Raw genomic sequence first — 15,663 nt, forward strand, 5'->3', positions numbered from 1 at the left:
AATTCTTGTTCGAATAAAATGTGTCAAGTGATATTGACAAAACCACTTACTGAAGTGTGTAGTTTCCACACTTACAGTTGAATTCTCCTCGTCAAGTATGGTATCCAGCTCAACAAAATTGTCATTTTCTTCATCATACCATAAAAACAGTAGGTTGTCAAACTCAGTATCACCAAGCTTTGACTTGTCGATCACATAAGTAAGCGTAGCCTTATCGAACTTCGAAGTCGTTTTGATCTCAAAAGGCTCACCGATCAAACCCACAACATCAGAACAAAGAATGTCTTTATTCATAATGCTTTCAACAGTTGTTGTTTTTTGAATATTGCCTGTACCCTCCATAGCTATACGGACTTCTGTAACAGCACAATCTTCATTTTCTACTTTATGGACAAACGTCTGCGAACGCTTTTCATCGCCATCTAATATACCATTTCCATTTGTATCCGGGTCAAGCGGATCGTCTTCAAAATAAATCTCATCGCCGTCGTCAAGTCCGTCATCATCCGTATCAACTTTGAGAGGATCAGTTATGTAAGTGTTGATCTCCTCGCCGTCATTAAGTCCGTCGCCGTCCGTATCATCATTATAAGGCTCTGTACCAAGTTCATACTCCTGAAGATTTGTTAATCCGTCTTCATCAAAATCCTCATCACCGTCTGTAATTCCGTTTTCATCTGTATCAATCAAAGTCGGGTCAGTTCCGGTAACAAACACCTCATAATAGTCATCAAGAAGATCACCATCGGTATCTACCAACGTGCTATCACTTCCAAGATACTGCTCAACGCAGTCAGGAAGCTTATCTCCATCGGTATCTTTGAGAAGCTCCCAATTATTCATATCTTCAAAGAAATCAGGTAAGCCATTGTCGTTTTCATCCTTCATATACTGCCATTCATCGACAGGTATATCCAAAGGCTCTGAAACAGTGCCAACCAATTCGCCAGCATTGCCACTATAGTTAGCGTTTACGCTTGGACAGTTGAAAGTTATTGTATCCGCAATAATGACAACATTATTGAGATTCAGATTCTGAGCCATTATCTCAACGTTGCCGAAAGGAGCATATACCAGACCATTAAGATTAACGTTCTGGCTGTCAATCACAATATCTCCATACTTTGAAAAGATGACAGAATTGTTTGTGTTTTTTACCTCGCCGTTAAGGGTAACATCTTCAAAGGCTTTAAGCGCCGTGTTGATATTTATGTTGCCTGTAAGAGTAGCATTACCCTCAACCTCCAGCGGATCATTGATGTTTATGTTTATTTCTTCAAGAGTGTAATCCTGTGAATATTCATCAATATTATTGCCTGAAAAATAGGCTGAATCGATCTTATCAAAGATATATATCATTTCTTTGCCTGCATTCTCAGTTTTCGTACCATTAACGTTCAAATTCCCATTTGAAACTATTGTGCCGTTTGTCGCTATATTTCCGTTCACGCAGAAATTGTTAGCATTAATGGTGATAGCTCCTTCTGTATCAGAAGCGGCAAACATTGTATAGGGATACTTTTCTGCTGCCTCCTCTGCGACTGCGGGCAAACTCGGCAAAAGAGTTGCCGCCATAGCTGCACTCATTACGCCGGAAAGTATTCGTTTAAAGTTTCTTTTAAGGTTCATAGCTTCTCCTCTGTTTCCGCAATACGCCGAATAAACTCCATATATTCGGAATACTGCATATTATCAGTCCGTATTGTAATCGTTCGATATTGGTTCTACGTCAGACAAACCCAAAATTCATATACCTTAGTCCATTGGAATCACCAAGCCTCTCTGCAAAAAAGCATAGAATGTAGATTATTACGAAACTTCCGTACTGTAAACAGTAATAGTTTCGTAGGACGTGCCCTTGTAGACCTTTGCAACTGTTTTAACGCGGTAGGTTCCGCTGCCAATTGGTGAGTACGAGTTAGGATAACTACAGTACCAGCTGTTAAAAGTTTCGCTCCAGTCGGTTATCCTGCGCCAAGACATTCCGTCTTTTACCTGCAAGGTCTGAGTTACAACGATTTTAGTCGTTGTACCCGATATTCCGTAAACGGTACTCTTGCAAGATGCCACACCACCAGAAATACTCAAATTGCTATATGCTTGATTAGTATACAAGTAACAAGGCGAAACAATACCGCCGTTATCAGGTGGAACAGCAGCCAACACCGTAGTTCCTCCCACCGAACAGAAAATCAGGCAAGCCATAAAAACAGGTACAATTTTTTTCATAATATCTCCTCCTACAAAAAAATGAGTGCAAGAGAATTTTTTCCTCTTACACTCTTAATGACAACAAAATATTCGTTTTTGTGAGCTGTTTTTCAAGATTTATTTCGATTTTGTAGACTTGCACAAAGATAATGTATCTTTTTTATTCAAATTGCTTGTGATTTTAAAAATATATTCGCCGTTATCCCATGAAATACAGAAATCATGGTTGGTACTTTGAATAAGATATTCCTGTCCTGATTCATCAGTGTAGTATTCAAGCTCGGAATGTTCGTTATCAAAATTAACCAGATAACTATCATGAACAAATTGCTCGAAAAAGATATATTTATCTCCATAAAAATAAGCGGCGAATATTGTTCCGCTATCCCGGTTATAATCAGATAATTCAAAACCGTCGGGCAGATTTGAGATCGCATATTCTTCTTCAATAGTCGCCGGATAATCTTTTTCAGTATCGCTGTTTACCGAAACGGCAGTGTGATCTTCGAAAATACTCATAAAGAAATCATGAACCGCCTCACGCACCGCTTCAACGCTCAGCGAGGATGCCGATAAAATTATTACAACAGCCGCTATACACGCCGCTCGTCTTCCTCCGGTACATATCAAATTAAAATACGGTTTATTCCTTCTTCGTATAAGTTTGTCCATCTTACGTTCGAACTTTTCTGAGAACTCGGCATTAACATCAAAATTTACAGAGTCAATAAATTCATCAAGCTTAGGTTCAAAAGCCTCGCCTATAGCTCTTGATAATATTGAATAGTTATCCATTATAAATGCCCTCCTTTTCAAGCAGCTTTGCAAGACTATCCTTTGCGTGCTGAAAACGCTGTCGTGACGCCGCATTGGAAATATGCAGTGCTAACGAAATCTCACTGTACCTCATGCCAAGAGTGATTCTCAGGTAAAGAATTTCCTGATCGGTATATGAAAGCCGCTTGATACAATCAACTATATTATCGTAATTTCTGTCACAAAGCGTCTCGTCTGTTAATTCGGGAATATCTTCGCTTAAATTCATAGCTTTAATGTGTTCCTTTTCTTTTTTCAGTAAATTCAAAGACACGTTTCTAACAGTAATGACAATATAATAGTCCAATTTGTGAGATTCTAAATTTTTAATTTTTTGAAAACTTTTTGCGAGACTAAAAAAAGTCTCCGAACAAGCTTCTTCAGCTAACGTTTTATTTTTCAAAATATTAAACGCAATCGCATAAGCCTTAGACCTATTTTGATTATATAAATCCTCAAATGATTTCTTATCGTCTTCGTTATCAATTAAGGTTAAGTATATTGCAAGCATAATGCCCCCCATTTATTTTTGTTTATCATTTTCATACAGCAAAACCAAAAACTCCGCCAACGCCCGTAATTTCGCCTTAAACTCGTCAGATATTTCAACGGATTCCTATGCTGTCCTACCCTCCAAGGCATCCTTAACCGCCCGGTTACACAACCGCCACCATTTCAGCTTACTCCCGTTATGGTATTCCTTGCGAAGAATCTCTGTTGCAGAATTAACAGCCTTGTTTACAGCGTTTCTGGTGATCAGCATATAGTCCGCAATGTCGTTAACGGAGGTCTCTTCATACCCGAATGCACCATATTTTCTGCCGAGAATTTCTCTGTCCCTGGCTGATAAGTTTTCAAACAATTCCTTGAAAAGCTCAAGGCTAACTTCAATGTAAACCTTGTTATCGGGGTGCAGATCGTTAACGACAAGCCCAGGATTTTCAATGTACTCAATTCCGTTCTCTGTTTCCGCCCGTATCATCAGCGTTTCCGTTTTAAAAGAGAATGACAGACAGCTTTGAACGGTTTTCCTGTCCATGCCAAGCTCCTTGGATATATCCGAATTTGACATACCTTCATTATGCAGCTTGCGGCATCTTTGTATTTTTGAGAAATCGGAATGTGAAAGTCCTGCCGGAGAACTGAAATTTTCAATAAACTCCTGCATTGCATATCGAAGTTGGGGAGTAAGATATGTCAGTAGACTGCCCTTTCTTGCGTCATATTTTTTTGCTTTCAGCTTTTCAAAGAACGTCAAACTGCCAACCTGAACAAGGTCTTCAAAGGTATCGCTGAAACGCAAATAATTTTTGTAGTCTTTTGCGACCGCAGCAGCAACGCTCTGTATGAACCCGACATTCTGCTCGTACAGATCATATAAAGCTTGCATATTACCGTCATAATATTTCGATATCAGTTCCTCATTTGTCATTCTTAACCGCCTTTGGTCTGCCTCTCTTCGGAACGTCAAAACCGCATAATTTGTAAAGATTTTCAGACTGCATTTGCTGTTCAAATTCCTCATTGCTGAATTCGGGAGAGGTCATTGCTCTATGGTACAGTTCTTCTGCTTGTCGCAGAAGAACAGATTTTTGTTTTTCATCAATAACTTTTCTCTGATAGCTTCGCATAACCCTGTTAAGACAGCGCCGATATGACTGATATTTCGGATTATCCGCATTTTCTTCCTTAATTCTGACCGTTCTGTAAGCCATCTGATTACAGGTAAACCTCGGATTTTCAGGCGCAGCCTTGTCGCAGTATCTTGTTTTGTAGCCTTTGGTCATAAGAAAGAATCGTCCGCAATGTTCACATCTGCGTATATGATGTCCTGCCATAAGACCTTTTAGAAAATCGACCTTTAAAAAGCTCTGCAATCTATCAACATGGTAGTATTCCGCAATTACATACTCTCCGCAGCCCTCGGTTATCTCTTTGGGGATCATATTCATTTCAAGAAAATCAGCGCTTGTATACGACATATATTCGTTCATGATCGGATTTGCGGTCATCTTGTACGCCATAGGATTTGTAAGAAAGTCATAGTAAGCGGCGGCAAAATTTTCAGGATCAAGCTTTTTTAGATGTGACAGAAAGTCGTTTACAAAGTAATACATAGTTTTATTGAAATTAAATATATCGTCGATCACAGGTTTGTACAAACTTGCAGTCTTGTAATAAAGCTCCCGGGTTTCGTGAGCAATCATTGTATCGTCTATATCAGTAAATCGTTCGAAAAATCCGGCAGCATTCTGAGTATCAAAAACCTGAAATATTTTATGATTTTTCAAAGCCGTATCTATTTCAATCATAATTCCGTTCAGCTTGAGCCAATCTTCTTTCGAGGGCGGTATATATTCAACGGCAATATCCTTTTCAGCATTGATTTCATGGTTCATTATGTATTCCGCCGATTTATACTTGTCATATATCTCTTCGAATTCGGCAGGAGGTATATTCATACATGATGCCGAAAGCTCGCCCAGTAAAAAGTCCCGACCGTTGACCTCGATCATATTCCCTTTGACATAAAAACAAATATCGTTAAACATAATTACACCTCAAGGCTGTCGTTTTTACAGTTTCCAAATTAAGTATATCATATTTTGCCGCAATATGCAACTGAAAATGTCGTGTTGAATAAAAAAATAATGTTATGTGATTTTATTCATTTTCTGAATTTCCGCATATAATAATATCAGAGGGTAAAAAACGCACCGCAGATTTCGTTTTCTGCGGTGCGTTTTTGTTTGCAGAACCGAGGTCAGCGGCTTTGCATATTAAAAGGAGGTCGATAAAATGAAAGAATTAAAAATGTACAGCAGCGAGTATATTATGAATACTCCGATGAAACCGATCGAATATTGTGTTGACGGTTTGATCTCGCAAGGATTGTTTATTCTCGCAGGAGCACCGAAGGTCGGAAAGTCATGGTTAGCGCTTGATATGTGCTTGTCTATAGCAAAAGGAGAAAAGGTGCTTGGAAAAGAAACGTCCTGCGGTCATGTGGTATACCTTAGTTTAGAGGACAGCTTGATACGTCTGCAAAACAGGTTGTACGAACTGACAGACGATCCGTCCGATAATCTTCATTTTGCAATTATGGCGGAATCAATTTCAAATGGTCTGCCTGAACAAATTGAATACTGCAGGAAGCGGTTTGACGATTTGAAAATTGTTGTGATAGATACTTTGCAAAAGGTACGTAACGAATCGGAGTCAAGCTACAGTTCAGATTACAAAGAACTATCCGTTCTAAAAAGTCTTGCGGACAAGCTTGGTATAGCTATAGTTCTGGTTCATCACACACGAAAGTGTTCCGACGGCGATCCGTTCAATATGATTTCAGGCAGTACAGGTTTGAGCGGTTGCGTTGACGGAAGTATGGTTCTGATTGAAAGCAAGCGTGGAAGTCGAAAAGCTAAACTGTATTGCGTAGGTCGTGATATTGAAAATCAAGAGATCAATGTTGTGTTTGAAAGCAGCAGATGGAAAGTGTCTGATGAGATTAAAAATATCGAACCCGACTATTTCCCCTTTGCTGTTCACGACTTTATGGTAACTCAGAAAAAGTTTAAAGGCTCTGCTACTGAACTTGCTGAAAAGTTATCTGCTCTGCTGGACAAAGAAATGTTTTCAAATCGTGTCAAAAAAGATTTAATTCAACACGCTTATGAATTGCTGGATTACGGAGTAACGTTTGAATCCAAACGCAGCAACGGACAGCGAATAATTATTCTGAATTACGATATGAAAAGTGACAGCAGTGACGGCAGAAATCTTATGCCGAAGGAGTGTGAAAACGCTGACCCTGCTGTCACTTGCGGTAACAGTGAAATGCTTGAAAAGCCTTTAAATACGTTGCTTGCGATTGATGAGTACGAAGTTGAGGCAGAAAAATCCGCTGTCACTGTTTGTGATTCTGCCGACCCTGTTGATGACGTTACTGACCCTGCCGCTAATGAAGTTTATGAAATCGAGTTAATGAGCCTTGATGAAGTACTGCATATGTCTGCTAATAAAATAAGAAGTCAGCTTGCGAATAAGGGGATTGAAATTCCGCCGTTTGAAACGCAAAGAAAGGCAACGTAAGCCGATTTGCGTGGCTTGAATTTTTGTCGGGTAAGTCTAGCAGAAACAGCTTAAAAGCCGACACAGGCTATTTGTGAGCCGCTGTGGGCGATATGTGTGAGAGGTTTTAATTCTGATAATAAAAGGCGATTGTCAATCTGCACAAATACCGGATATGCAGAGGTTAAAGTAAGCATAACTAATAATTTGCAAGTTAAAGCGACGGTGTCGCACTCACAGCGGACAGCAAAGCTGACCGCAATATTTTGCCGAAATTACGGAGGTTTTCGGCTCTCAAGTAAAAGGAGTCTTAATTTGCAAAAGTATGAAACGGAGGTGTCGCAGCAAGTAAAAAATCAATAAAAATGCGGAAATATCGCCCTTTGGAGTGTGCACCAAAAGGTAATACCGCAGGAAACGGAGGTAATTATGGCAAAGAAAATAGGAATAAGCTTAGACAATGAAACTTTGGAACTTTGTGATGAGTATGCGGAGAAAACTTCGCACTCACGTTCAGAATTTATAGCCAAGGCGATAAGGGAGTATGTTTCCTCAATTGAAGTCGGCAGGCAGAAGAATATCATCGCAAAAAATCTTGCAGATGAAATCGTGAAAGGTAGCGAGGCAGGGATAACTAAAATCTCAAAAGGCTTGTTCAGATACGCAGTTGAGCTAGAAATTGTGATTATGATACTGTCGGAGCTGGCTGATATTCCTCCGAAAGTTATAGCGGAGTATCGCAAGGAGGCGGTGCGTAACGTTCGCAGGACAAGGGGTAAAGTTAACCTTGACGATTTGATTGCAAGGAACAACCGTGAATTTGCCGAACAAAATATAGCTGAAAATTCTTGCGAATATGGCGAAGGTGATGTTATCGTTAACGCCTATGAGGTTGATGATAACGAATTGTAAAATCGGTGCGTATCAAATTCGCACAAAAAATTTAAAACGAAAGGACTGAACTGATTTGTTTACACGAATTTTCTCAACATTTGTTCCGATATATATCGGAGAGCAGGAGGTATATGGACACAAATATTATAGAAAGAAACGAAAGCTGTTGCTCCGGCAGCATAACGCAAACTGAGGATAAGTATATCAAAAGTCGTTCCGAGATCATTGACGGAATTGTTTACAACATCAACTCGGTGTTTGATATGACCTCAAAATCCACAGCTGAGGACAAGCTGAAATATTTGCTGAGATCCGCCGCTGAAAAATTATCATAAATTTATAGATTATCGCTGGACTTTCAGAATCGATTGTGATATACTATCTGTAATCTCAATCGGTTTGACAGAGTCCGCATAATGGACGGAAAGAGAGGTTAATAATGTCAGACACGAATAAGATAACGGCTTTGTATTGCAGGCTCAGTCACGAGGATGAGCTTGCGGGAGAAAGCAACAGCATTTCAAATCAGAAAGATATACTTCAAAAATATGCCGATGAACATGGATTTTACAACACCGCGTTCTACATTGACGACGGGTACACGGGAGTAGATTTCGAACGTCCTGCATTCAAACGCATGATAGACGATGTGGACAACGGCAGGATCGGCACAATAATTACAAAGGATCTCTCAAGGCTTGGTCGAAATCATCTGCACGTAGGATTATACACAGAGGAATATTTTCCGCGCAGAAATGTCCGCTATATTGCGATCAATAACAATATTGATTCCGATAATCCGGATTCCTCCGCTGTCGATATGGCGGCATTCTACAACATTTTTAACGAATTCCACGTCAAGGATACAAGCAGAAAAATTAAGGCAAGCTGTGTAATAAAATCCGAAAGAGGGCAGAGAGTCGCTTCACGTCCGCCTTACGGTTACATGAAATCTCAGGAGGATCACAACAAAATTCTGCCCAATCCCGAAACAGCGCTGGTCGTAAAATATATTTTTCAACTATGCGCTGATGGCTTGGGTCCGGCTCAGATCGCGCACAGGCTTGAGGAAGAACAGATATACACTCCTGCGATGTACGAGTACAGTCAAACGGGAAATGTTATTTCTAACTTTGATACAAGCTATCCCTACCGCTGGAATCCGACCGCAGTTGCAAATATTTTGGAGGACGTCAGCTATCTCGGACACACTTGTAATTTCAGGTTCGGCAGAGCGTCATACAAAGACCATCGGAAATTAAAGCTGCCCAAAAGCGAGCACAAGCTGATTGAAAATACTCATGAGCCGATAATCGACATTAATATATGGGAGATAGTTCAGCGACTCAGGCAGAGCAAGCGTAGGTTCACAAGGAGCGGAGAGAAAAGTATTTTTGCCGGAATAGTCTTCTGTGCGGACTGCAAACAGAAGTTATATTTTCACAGACACGCAAGAGAGAAGTCTGAAAACTGGAAATTTATCTGTTCTTCGTATCGAAAAAATAGTCGGGAACAATGTACCATGCACGGTATTAAGGAAAGTCATCTCAAGGAAATCGTACTGCATGAAATACGGAATGTGACTGCGTTTGCGAGAGAACGTACAGATGATTTTGCTGAGTATATCAGTCGGGAGTCAAATACTGCTGCTAAAAAAGAGCTGTCCGAAGCTAACAAAAAACTGAAAAAGAGCGAGAAAAGGCTTGCCGAGGTCGGAATAATTTTCAGAAAGCTGTACGAAGATCACGTTCTTGGTACGATTGATGATGATCAGTTCAGAATGCTGTCGCAGGGATACACTGATGAGCAGAATCAGCTTAAAGCGGAAATATCAGACTTGAAGCATACGATGCAGGAGCTTCAATCCCAGACGGCTAACACCGCAAGATTTGCTGCGCTTGCTAAAAAGTACACAGATATTACAGAATTAACTCAGGAAATCTTACACACGTTTGTATCGCGCATCGAGGTTCACGAAAAGCTGAAAGACGATAACGGCAGTATCACGCAGGAAATCGATATTTACTTTACTCATATCGGAATTGTAAAGTAGACAAAAAGAAAACGGAGAGCATTAGTCTGAATAAATCAGATGACTCTCCGTGATACATAAGTTTAGGGTCGTTCCCTATTTGTGCCGCGATAATACGGGCTTTTAAGGGTGAGCATCCATTTAGTCTCACCAATATGGTGCGGATGACGGGACTTGAACCCACATGACCTTGCGATCACTAGCACCTGAGGGTAGCGTAACGACAGTGCGAGATAGCGCCCGATATCCGCCTTTATTTTACTTTACTATTCTCCCGTCACTTATCTCAATAATCCTGTCGCATTGTTCGGCGATTTTGGGATCGTGAGTAACTATCACTACTGTACGTCCCTGTTTATTCAATGATTTGAACAGTGCCATGATCTCCGCAGAGGTTTTGGTATCAAGCGCACCTGTTGGTTCATCGGCGAGTATCATGCTCGGTTCGTTGACTATCGCACGGGCGATTGCAACTCTCTGCTTTTGTCCGCCAGAAAGCTTATTGCAGGGCTTTTTCGCAAGTTCTCCAATGCCAACAGATTTTAATGCAGCAAGAGCCTTTTCTTTTTTATTTTTTATTTTCTGCTTTGAGAAATTGAGTGGAATCATAACATTTTCCAAAGCTGTGAAATCTTCTACAAGAGCAAAATCTTGCATTACCATGCCTATTTTTTCATTACGAATTTTTGCATATTGCTTTTCTGAAAGATTTTTTACCAGAGTTCCGTCAATAGTATATTCGCCTTCCTGATAATTGTCAATGCAAGCAAGAATATGCAAAAGTGTAGATTTTCCTGCTCCGGATTTGCCAATAACAGCCACAAGCTCTCCGTCATTAATCTCGCAGGAAACTCCGTGCAGAGCTTCAAATTCGTTGGATTTTTTAGGATTGTATTTTTTTGTTATGTTTGATATTTTTATCATGATTACCTACCTGTTTTCCTTAATATTCTGAATGATGTCAAGTCTTTTTAAAGTAAAATACGGTATTATCATTGCTGAAATGAATGCAATACATAATAGAATAATTACAGCAACAGCTTCTGATGTTCCAATCGAAAAATAATTACTGAATTTCACTACTGCTTTTGCATGTTCTTTTGAATAAAATGCAGCTAAATCGATATAGCGTTTAATATAACACCAATATGAATAGCTGAATTTTACAATAAATGCTATTAATGTTGAAATTATAACCAATAAACTTATTACTACTGCATTTATACCAATACATTGCTTTCTTGTCATACCGTTAAGGCAATAAATACTATATGTCTTAATTTCTTTTGATACACTTAATGCAGTCATTCCTATAAGAGAAATTATTGCAATTAATGACGCTGTTATCAAGAAAATAATATCGTTCTGAAAATTCTTTTTATCACGGATATATGTGTTTTGATAAGCCTTCTTCAAATCAACACATTCATATTTATTTGATGTTGCAACGGAAAAAAACTCTTTTTTTTCTTCTTGAGTAATATCATCTTTCAGCTTAACGGATTGACCGAATGGTTCTAAAAAAAAGAAGTATTTTTTTGCTTTTTCTTCAAAAAAATCCGGAGAATATTCAGCAAAAATAGTTGCTGAATTAAATTGCAGCATGTTATCTAAGGATAAATAGTTATCTGTTTCAAAAGACCCATGTTCACAAATTTCTTTATAATATGAATAATCAGCCAAACCAACAATTTTTCCTTTTATGGCTCCGTCAACGTCACCCATTGATACGTCAATAACATCGCCGATATTATAATTGCTGCTTGAAAAAGCTACCAGATTAAGATAATCATCTGTTTGTTCTGCATCAGAAAGCCAATTTCCACTTTGCATTTTAAAATTCAAATCATTAATATAATCAGTACTCAATAAAGTTATTAAATCATCAGGGGTATATGTTAGTGTAGAATCATAATAAGCATATATTTTCCCTACATAAGGTAATTTGGATATATCAGGAGGAGCGGAACATTCATCTAAATTTTCTTCTTTAAATATTTTATCATATTTTTTATCCAGCTCTTTATATTTTTTTTCTAATTCTTCCTGTGTAATTTCTTGATTATTCAGTTTGTCCAAATAAGGCTGAAATTCAGCATCAAAAGCGTTTGAAAGTTCACCAGCTCTGTCATCTTTTTCTATACTATAAGAAATATCATATTGAATATAATAACTATCCCCTTCACATATCTTTTTTATAAGATTGCTTGTCACAAAATAACTGCTTATTTTGGTTAAAATCATACTTATTAAAAGTGTTATTACTGCAAATTGAAATAAAATTAAAATAGTCATGAAAGGACGTCTTTTCAACTGTTTAACTGCATACTTAAAAATCATTTTATCACCCTTTCATCTTTTGTTTTATCTGAATAGCATTCTTCTTACAATAATAAAAAAGAACAGGAATAAATATCAGCAAACACAATACAAAAATGATTAAAAATGCAATGATTACATGAATCCGGGAATATCCATAATAAAATGCCACATCATATTTTTTCAAAACATTTATCAGAATTACTCTGAAAATAATAAAGGCAACTCCGAATTGCATAATTAACAGAGCTATCATTTCAGAAACAAAAATTTTCATTAAATTTCCTGGGGAAGCACCACAAAGCTTGAAAATATATATTTTGTTTACTCGCATTTGAAGTATAAAAGAATATAAATAAGCACATGAAATAATTGCTGCAATTACCATAAGTAACAAGCAGATATTTTCAAAATCAAGCATAACAGGAGCGTTTTCTGAAATATAATCCATTGTAGTTTCTATTTTAAATTCCGGAAACAATTCTTCAAGTTCTTTTTTATATTCCTTGATTTCCTGTACACTTAATTCTTTGTCGAATACAATTGAATATGTTGTTGGAATGATATTATTTTTTATTAATGACTTTTGAGTTAAATATCCATTCGCCATATTATTAGGAGCATAACTACCTATCACCTTGAAATTTGTATTGTCGTATGTCATAGACTTTAATTCTGTACCAATTCCCACAATAATCATTACTTCATCGCCATTTTCTATTTCATCATCAGAGAAAAAACGACCTTTCATAGGTTTGTATTGTTCAGAAAATTTTTTTAAGTTCTCTTTTTCGTCTGTGATAAAAAAGCCCATATAGCCTTCATCGGAATCCAGATATCCACAAACATAATTAACAGAGCTATTATTTTCATAATAGCTCTGAAATCTGTCTGAAATATCATCAATTGCCAGTTGACATTCGTTATTCTTTAAGTCAATTTTATTGAGAGATAAATCACCTGCACTAAACTTGTCAGATAAGCAATCAAGCTTAACCACTACATACAATATTGTAATTGTAGATATAATAAGTGCAATAAACATTATGATAAAAACAACAGTATGTTTAATTATAAAGTTTTTTAGATTTTTTATAACAATTGATAATGTATTCATTAAATATCTCCTGATTAATGAGTTATATTAGTACTTGCACGTCTACGATATTTATTGTTATTTGATGTATATGTATTGTTCTGTGATTTTTTTACTGATGTATTTGCAGGTGATATTATTGGATAAATATCAGTTCTAAAATATGTAATATCTTTATCAAATGTATTCCACTTCATTCCATCACTTAAATCTCTCGACTCTGTTGAATTATTTTTTAAAGTGTAAGTATGTTTGATCTTATCTTTAATTTTCCCAGACGCTTTCCATTCAGCGTACCAAATTACCTTATTAGCATTAGTCTTACCATTGCAAGGGGAAAATGTAACTGTTCCATAATTATATTTAACTTCGTGTATACTATTAACAGCGCCATTGTTACCACGTGCTGTATATGAATTTAGATCTAAATTAATAGAATTTTTATACTTGCAGGAATTACCCGTATTATCTTTTTTTACTTGTGCTTGCAGCATCTGCTACCGCAAAAGTTCCAGACATCATAATAGTTGCCAAAGCTGCACATAAAGTTTTTTTGATGAAGTTATTCATTTTTTTACTCCTTTTATGTTAATATTTATTTAGTAAAACGTTTTACAACATTATAATAACATAGCAATAATATTTTGTCAATATATGTTTATGAACAAAATTATATTTTATTCATAATGTGCAAAATATTAAATAATATATAGGACATTTTCATTGACTTTGTTATAAAAAAGATAATATAATGCACTTTTTAGTTTTGTCTGTTGTGGTAAGTGTAGATGGTTACTATATTTGCAAGTGTTTAGACAGGCATAAATCCGACAAGTAGCAAAAAGACCCTCGAAGTGGCATCTTCTGGGGCTTTTGTGTGTCCGATTGGAAACACATAATCTCTTTTGTGGTTGTTTTTCTTGATTTGTCAATAATACCTCTGGATTATTTTATGGACAAGTCCATTAAACAGTGTGACTATCACATACATAAATATAACTGCCACACCCTCCATCGCAAACAGCGACGTCGAAAACGCACATCTTGCCACAGTATCAAAATCCAATCTCCTGTGCAAAACAATGAAAATACTGCATACCTCTTGACAAATGTATCAAAATGCGATACCATGAAAATGGAGAATGATAAAAGCTTGTAAAGATTTAAACGTCTTTACGAGCTTTTTGTTTTGTATATATTTTTCGCCGTGAGCAGAAAGGGTGAAACTTAATAGCAACTTGAAAATTGAATAGGAGGCTTGATAAATTGAAAAAGTTCAACTCAAAGTCCTGCGAGGAGATCATGACCACTGTGTACAGACCGATTGAATTCTGCATTGACAATCTGCTTGCACAAGGTCTGTATATCTTAGCAGGAGCACCAAAAGTCGGAAAATCGTGGCTTGCGCTTGATATGTGCTTGTCTATAGCGAAAGGAGAAAGTGTTTTAGGTCAGAAAACATTGCAGGGCACGGCATTGTATTTGTGTTTAGAGGATAGCTACGTTCGTATTCAAAACCGCTTGTATGAAATAACTGATGTGCCAACTGAAAATTTGTACTTCTCTGTTATGTCTGAATCTATCGGCAACGGACTTGAAGAACAAATCGAAAGTTTTAAAATTGAACATTGCGGTCTAAAAATTGTGTTCATTGACACTCTGCAAATGGTTCGCAGCGATACTGATTCAAGCTATGGTTCAGACTACAAAGACCTATCCGTTCTGAAAGCACTTGCCGACAAGCTTGAAATTACAATCGTAGTTGTGCATCACACACGAAAGTGTGCTGACAGCGATCCATTTAATATGATCTCAGGCAGTACAGGCTTAAGCGGTTGTGTTGACGGAAGCATGGTTCTGATTGAAAGCAAGCGTGGAAGTCGTACAGCAAAGCTTCATTGTGTAGGTCGTGATATTGAAAACGCAGAAATTAATTTGCAGTTTGACAGCAATTTAAAGAAGTGGATCGTCACCGATGAGCCGCTCAACTGCAAAAATAAAGATAACATTTTTCTGGCTGCACTGTATGTGTATCTTAAGAAGCATATTGATTTCTGCGGTACAGCTTCGGAATTAGTGAATGTTCTGAAAAGTGTTTCCGATGAAACGTTTTATCCCAACAGAGTAACAAGAGATCTGGTGCAGAACGGTTACACTCTCAAAAAGTTTGGAATTGATTTTCAGTACAAGCGAACAAGAAACGGCAGACTGATAATTCTTCATT

The 15,663-nt window shown here is 37.4% G+C and carries 14 protein-coding genes and 1 pseudogene; 5 read left to right on the top strand and 10 right to left on the bottom strand.

Annotation, left to right across the window (positions count from 1 at the left end; translation table 11 throughout):
* The 6 genes and pseudogenes from DW015_RS11965 to DW015_RS11990 all read right to left on the bottom strand — a co-directional run.
* Nucleotides 1-1,629 (bottom strand): annotated as a pseudogene (locus DW015_RS11965) (thrombospondin type 3 repeat-containing protein); the annotation flags it as partial.
* Between the two features lie 180 nt (nucleotides 1,630-1,809).
* A complete protein-coding gene (locus tag DW015_RS11970; RefSeq protein ID WP_117859694.1) occupies nucleotides 1,810-2,229 on the bottom strand; it encodes a hypothetical protein in 420 nt (139 codons plus the stop codon).
* Between the two features lie 99 nt (nucleotides 2,230-2,328).
* The gene (locus DW015_RS11975; RefSeq protein ID WP_181979922.1) at nucleotides 2,329-3,006 is read right to left on the bottom strand and encodes a DUF4367 domain-containing protein; all 678 of its coding nucleotides are present in this window, start codon (nucleotides 3,004-3,006) and stop codon (nucleotides 2,329-2,331) included.
* The gene (locus DW015_RS11980) at nucleotides 2,999-3,538 is read right to left on the bottom strand and encodes a sigma-70 family RNA polymerase sigma factor (protein WP_022126657.1); all 540 of its coding nucleotides are present in this window, start codon (nucleotides 3,536-3,538) and stop codon (nucleotides 2,999-3,001) included. The genes DW015_RS11975 and DW015_RS11980 overlap by 8 nt, the downstream gene beginning before the upstream one ends.
* Nucleotides 3,539-3,643: 105 nt before the next feature.
* The gene (locus DW015_RS11985; protein ID WP_022126658.1) at nucleotides 3,644-4,459 is read right to left on the bottom strand and encodes a sigma-70 family RNA polymerase sigma factor; all 816 of its coding nucleotides are present in this window, start codon (nucleotides 4,457-4,459) and stop codon (nucleotides 3,644-3,646) included.
* Nucleotides 4,449-5,543, bottom strand: coding sequence for a DUF6076 domain-containing protein (locus tag DW015_RS11990; protein ID WP_207659382.1), 1,095 nt, complete (start codon nucleotides 5,541-5,543; stop codon nucleotides 4,449-4,451). Before DW015_RS11990 ends, DW015_RS11985 begins: the two co-directional genes overlap by 11 nt.
* A 283-nt stretch (nucleotides 5,544-5,826) precedes the next feature.
* Between DW015_RS11990 and DW015_RS11995 the strand changes: the two genes are divergently transcribed.
* From DW015_RS11995 to DW015_RS12010, 4 genes are all read left to right on the top strand, one after another.
* A complete protein-coding gene (locus tag DW015_RS11995) occupies nucleotides 5,827-7,119 on the top strand; it encodes an AAA family ATPase (protein ID WP_117905793.1) in 1,293 nt (430 codons plus the stop codon).
* Between the two features lie 408 nt (nucleotides 7,120-7,527).
* Nucleotides 7,528-8,010, top strand: a complete 483-nt coding sequence (locus DW015_RS12000; RefSeq protein ID WP_022126681.1) for a ribbon-helix-helix domain-containing protein — start codon at nucleotides 7,528-7,530, stop codon at nucleotides 8,008-8,010.
* A gap of 113 nt (nucleotides 8,011-8,123) precedes the next feature.
* Nucleotides 8,124-8,327, top strand: coding sequence for a hypothetical protein (locus DW015_RS12005; protein WP_022126680.1), 204 nt, complete (start codon nucleotides 8,124-8,126; stop codon nucleotides 8,325-8,327).
* Between the two features lie 104 nt (nucleotides 8,328-8,431).
* Nucleotides 8,432-10,045, top strand: coding sequence for a DUF4368 domain-containing protein (locus DW015_RS12010; protein WP_117865799.1), 1,614 nt, complete (start codon nucleotides 8,432-8,434; stop codon nucleotides 10,043-10,045).
* A gap of 237 nt (nucleotides 10,046-10,282) precedes the next feature.
* Here the strand turns inward: DW015_RS12010 and DW015_RS12015 are convergent, their stop codons facing one another.
* Genes DW015_RS12015 through DW015_RS12030 form a run of 4 tightly spaced genes read right to left on the bottom strand, consistent with a single transcriptional unit; the run spans nucleotide 10,283 to nucleotide 13,933 of the window.
* Nucleotides 10,283-10,948, bottom strand: a complete 666-nt coding sequence (locus DW015_RS12015; RefSeq protein WP_117878808.1) for an ABC transporter ATP-binding protein — start codon at nucleotides 10,946-10,948, stop codon at nucleotides 10,283-10,285.
* 6 nt (nucleotides 10,949-10,954) lie between these two features.
* Entirely contained in the window at nucleotides 10,955-12,319 is a 1,365-nt protein-coding gene (locus DW015_RS12020; RefSeq protein WP_181979923.1) for an ABC transporter permease, read from the bottom strand.
* 49 nt (nucleotides 12,320-12,368) lie between these two features.
* A complete protein-coding gene (locus DW015_RS12025; protein WP_117878812.1) occupies nucleotides 12,369-13,460 on the bottom strand; it encodes an ABC transporter permease in 1,092 nt (363 codons plus the stop codon).
* Between the two features lie 14 nt (nucleotides 13,461-13,474).
* The gene (locus DW015_RS12030; protein ID WP_117905795.1) at nucleotides 13,475-13,933 is read right to left on the bottom strand and encodes a hypothetical protein; all 459 of its coding nucleotides are present in this window, start codon (nucleotides 13,931-13,933) and stop codon (nucleotides 13,475-13,477) included.
* A gap of 772 nt (nucleotides 13,934-14,705) precedes the next feature.
* Between DW015_RS12030 and DW015_RS12035 the strand changes: the two genes are divergently transcribed.
* A partial coding sequence (locus tag DW015_RS12035; protein ID WP_207659383.1) for an AAA family ATPase occupies nucleotides 14,706-15,663 on the top strand: 958 nt, incomplete at its 3' end.

The sequence above is a fragment of the Ruminococcus sp. AF37-20 genome (assembly GCF_003460465.1).
Classification (GTDB): domain Bacteria; phylum Bacillota; class Clostridia; order Oscillospirales; family Ruminococcaceae; genus Hominimerdicola; species Hominimerdicola aceti.

Coding starts and splice junctions, on each gene's coding strand:
- DW015_RS11970 (WP_117859694.1), bottom strand. CDS start 2,229: ATGAAAAAAATTGTACCTGTTTTTATGGCTTGCCTGATTTTCTGTTCG.
- DW015_RS12030 (WP_117905795.1), bottom strand. CDS start 13,933: ATGCTGCAAGCACAAGTAAAAAAAGATAATACGGGTAATTCCTGCAAG.
- DW015_RS12025 (WP_117878812.1), bottom strand. CDS start 13,460: ATGAATACATTATCAATTGTTATAAAAAATCTAAAAAACTTTATAATT.
- DW015_RS11975 (WP_181979922.1), bottom strand. CDS start 3,006: ATGGATAACTATTCAATATTATCAAGAGCTATAGGCGAGGCTTTTGAA.
- DW015_RS11995 (WP_117905793.1), top strand. CDS start 5,827: ATGAAAGAATTAAAAATGTACAGCAGCGAGTATATTATGAATACTCCG.
- DW015_RS11990 (WP_207659382.1), bottom strand. CDS start 5,543: ATGATCGAGGTCAACGGTCGGGACTTTTTACTGGGCGAGCTTTCGGCA.
- DW015_RS12020 (WP_181979923.1), bottom strand. CDS start 12,319: ATGACTATTTTAATTTTATTTCAATTTGCAGTAATAACACTTTTAATA.
- DW015_RS12010 (WP_117865799.1), top strand. CDS start 8,432: ATGTCAGACACGAATAAGATAACGGCTTTGTATTGCAGGCTCAGTCAC.
- DW015_RS12015 (WP_117878808.1), bottom strand. CDS start 10,948: ATGATAAAAATATCAAACATAACAAAAAAATACAATCCTAAAAAATCC.
- DW015_RS11985 (WP_022126658.1), bottom strand. CDS start 4,459: ATGACAAATGAGGAACTGATATCGAAATATTATGACGGTAATATGCAA.
- DW015_RS12000 (WP_022126681.1), top strand. CDS start 7,528: ATGGCAAAGAAAATAGGAATAAGCTTAGACAATGAAACTTTGGAACTT.
- DW015_RS12005 (WP_022126680.1), top strand. CDS start 8,124: ATGGACACAAATATTATAGAAAGAAACGAAAGCTGTTGCTCCGGCAGC.
- DW015_RS11980 (WP_022126657.1), bottom strand. CDS start 3,538: ATGCTTGCAATATACTTAACCTTAATTGATAACGAAGACGATAAGAAA.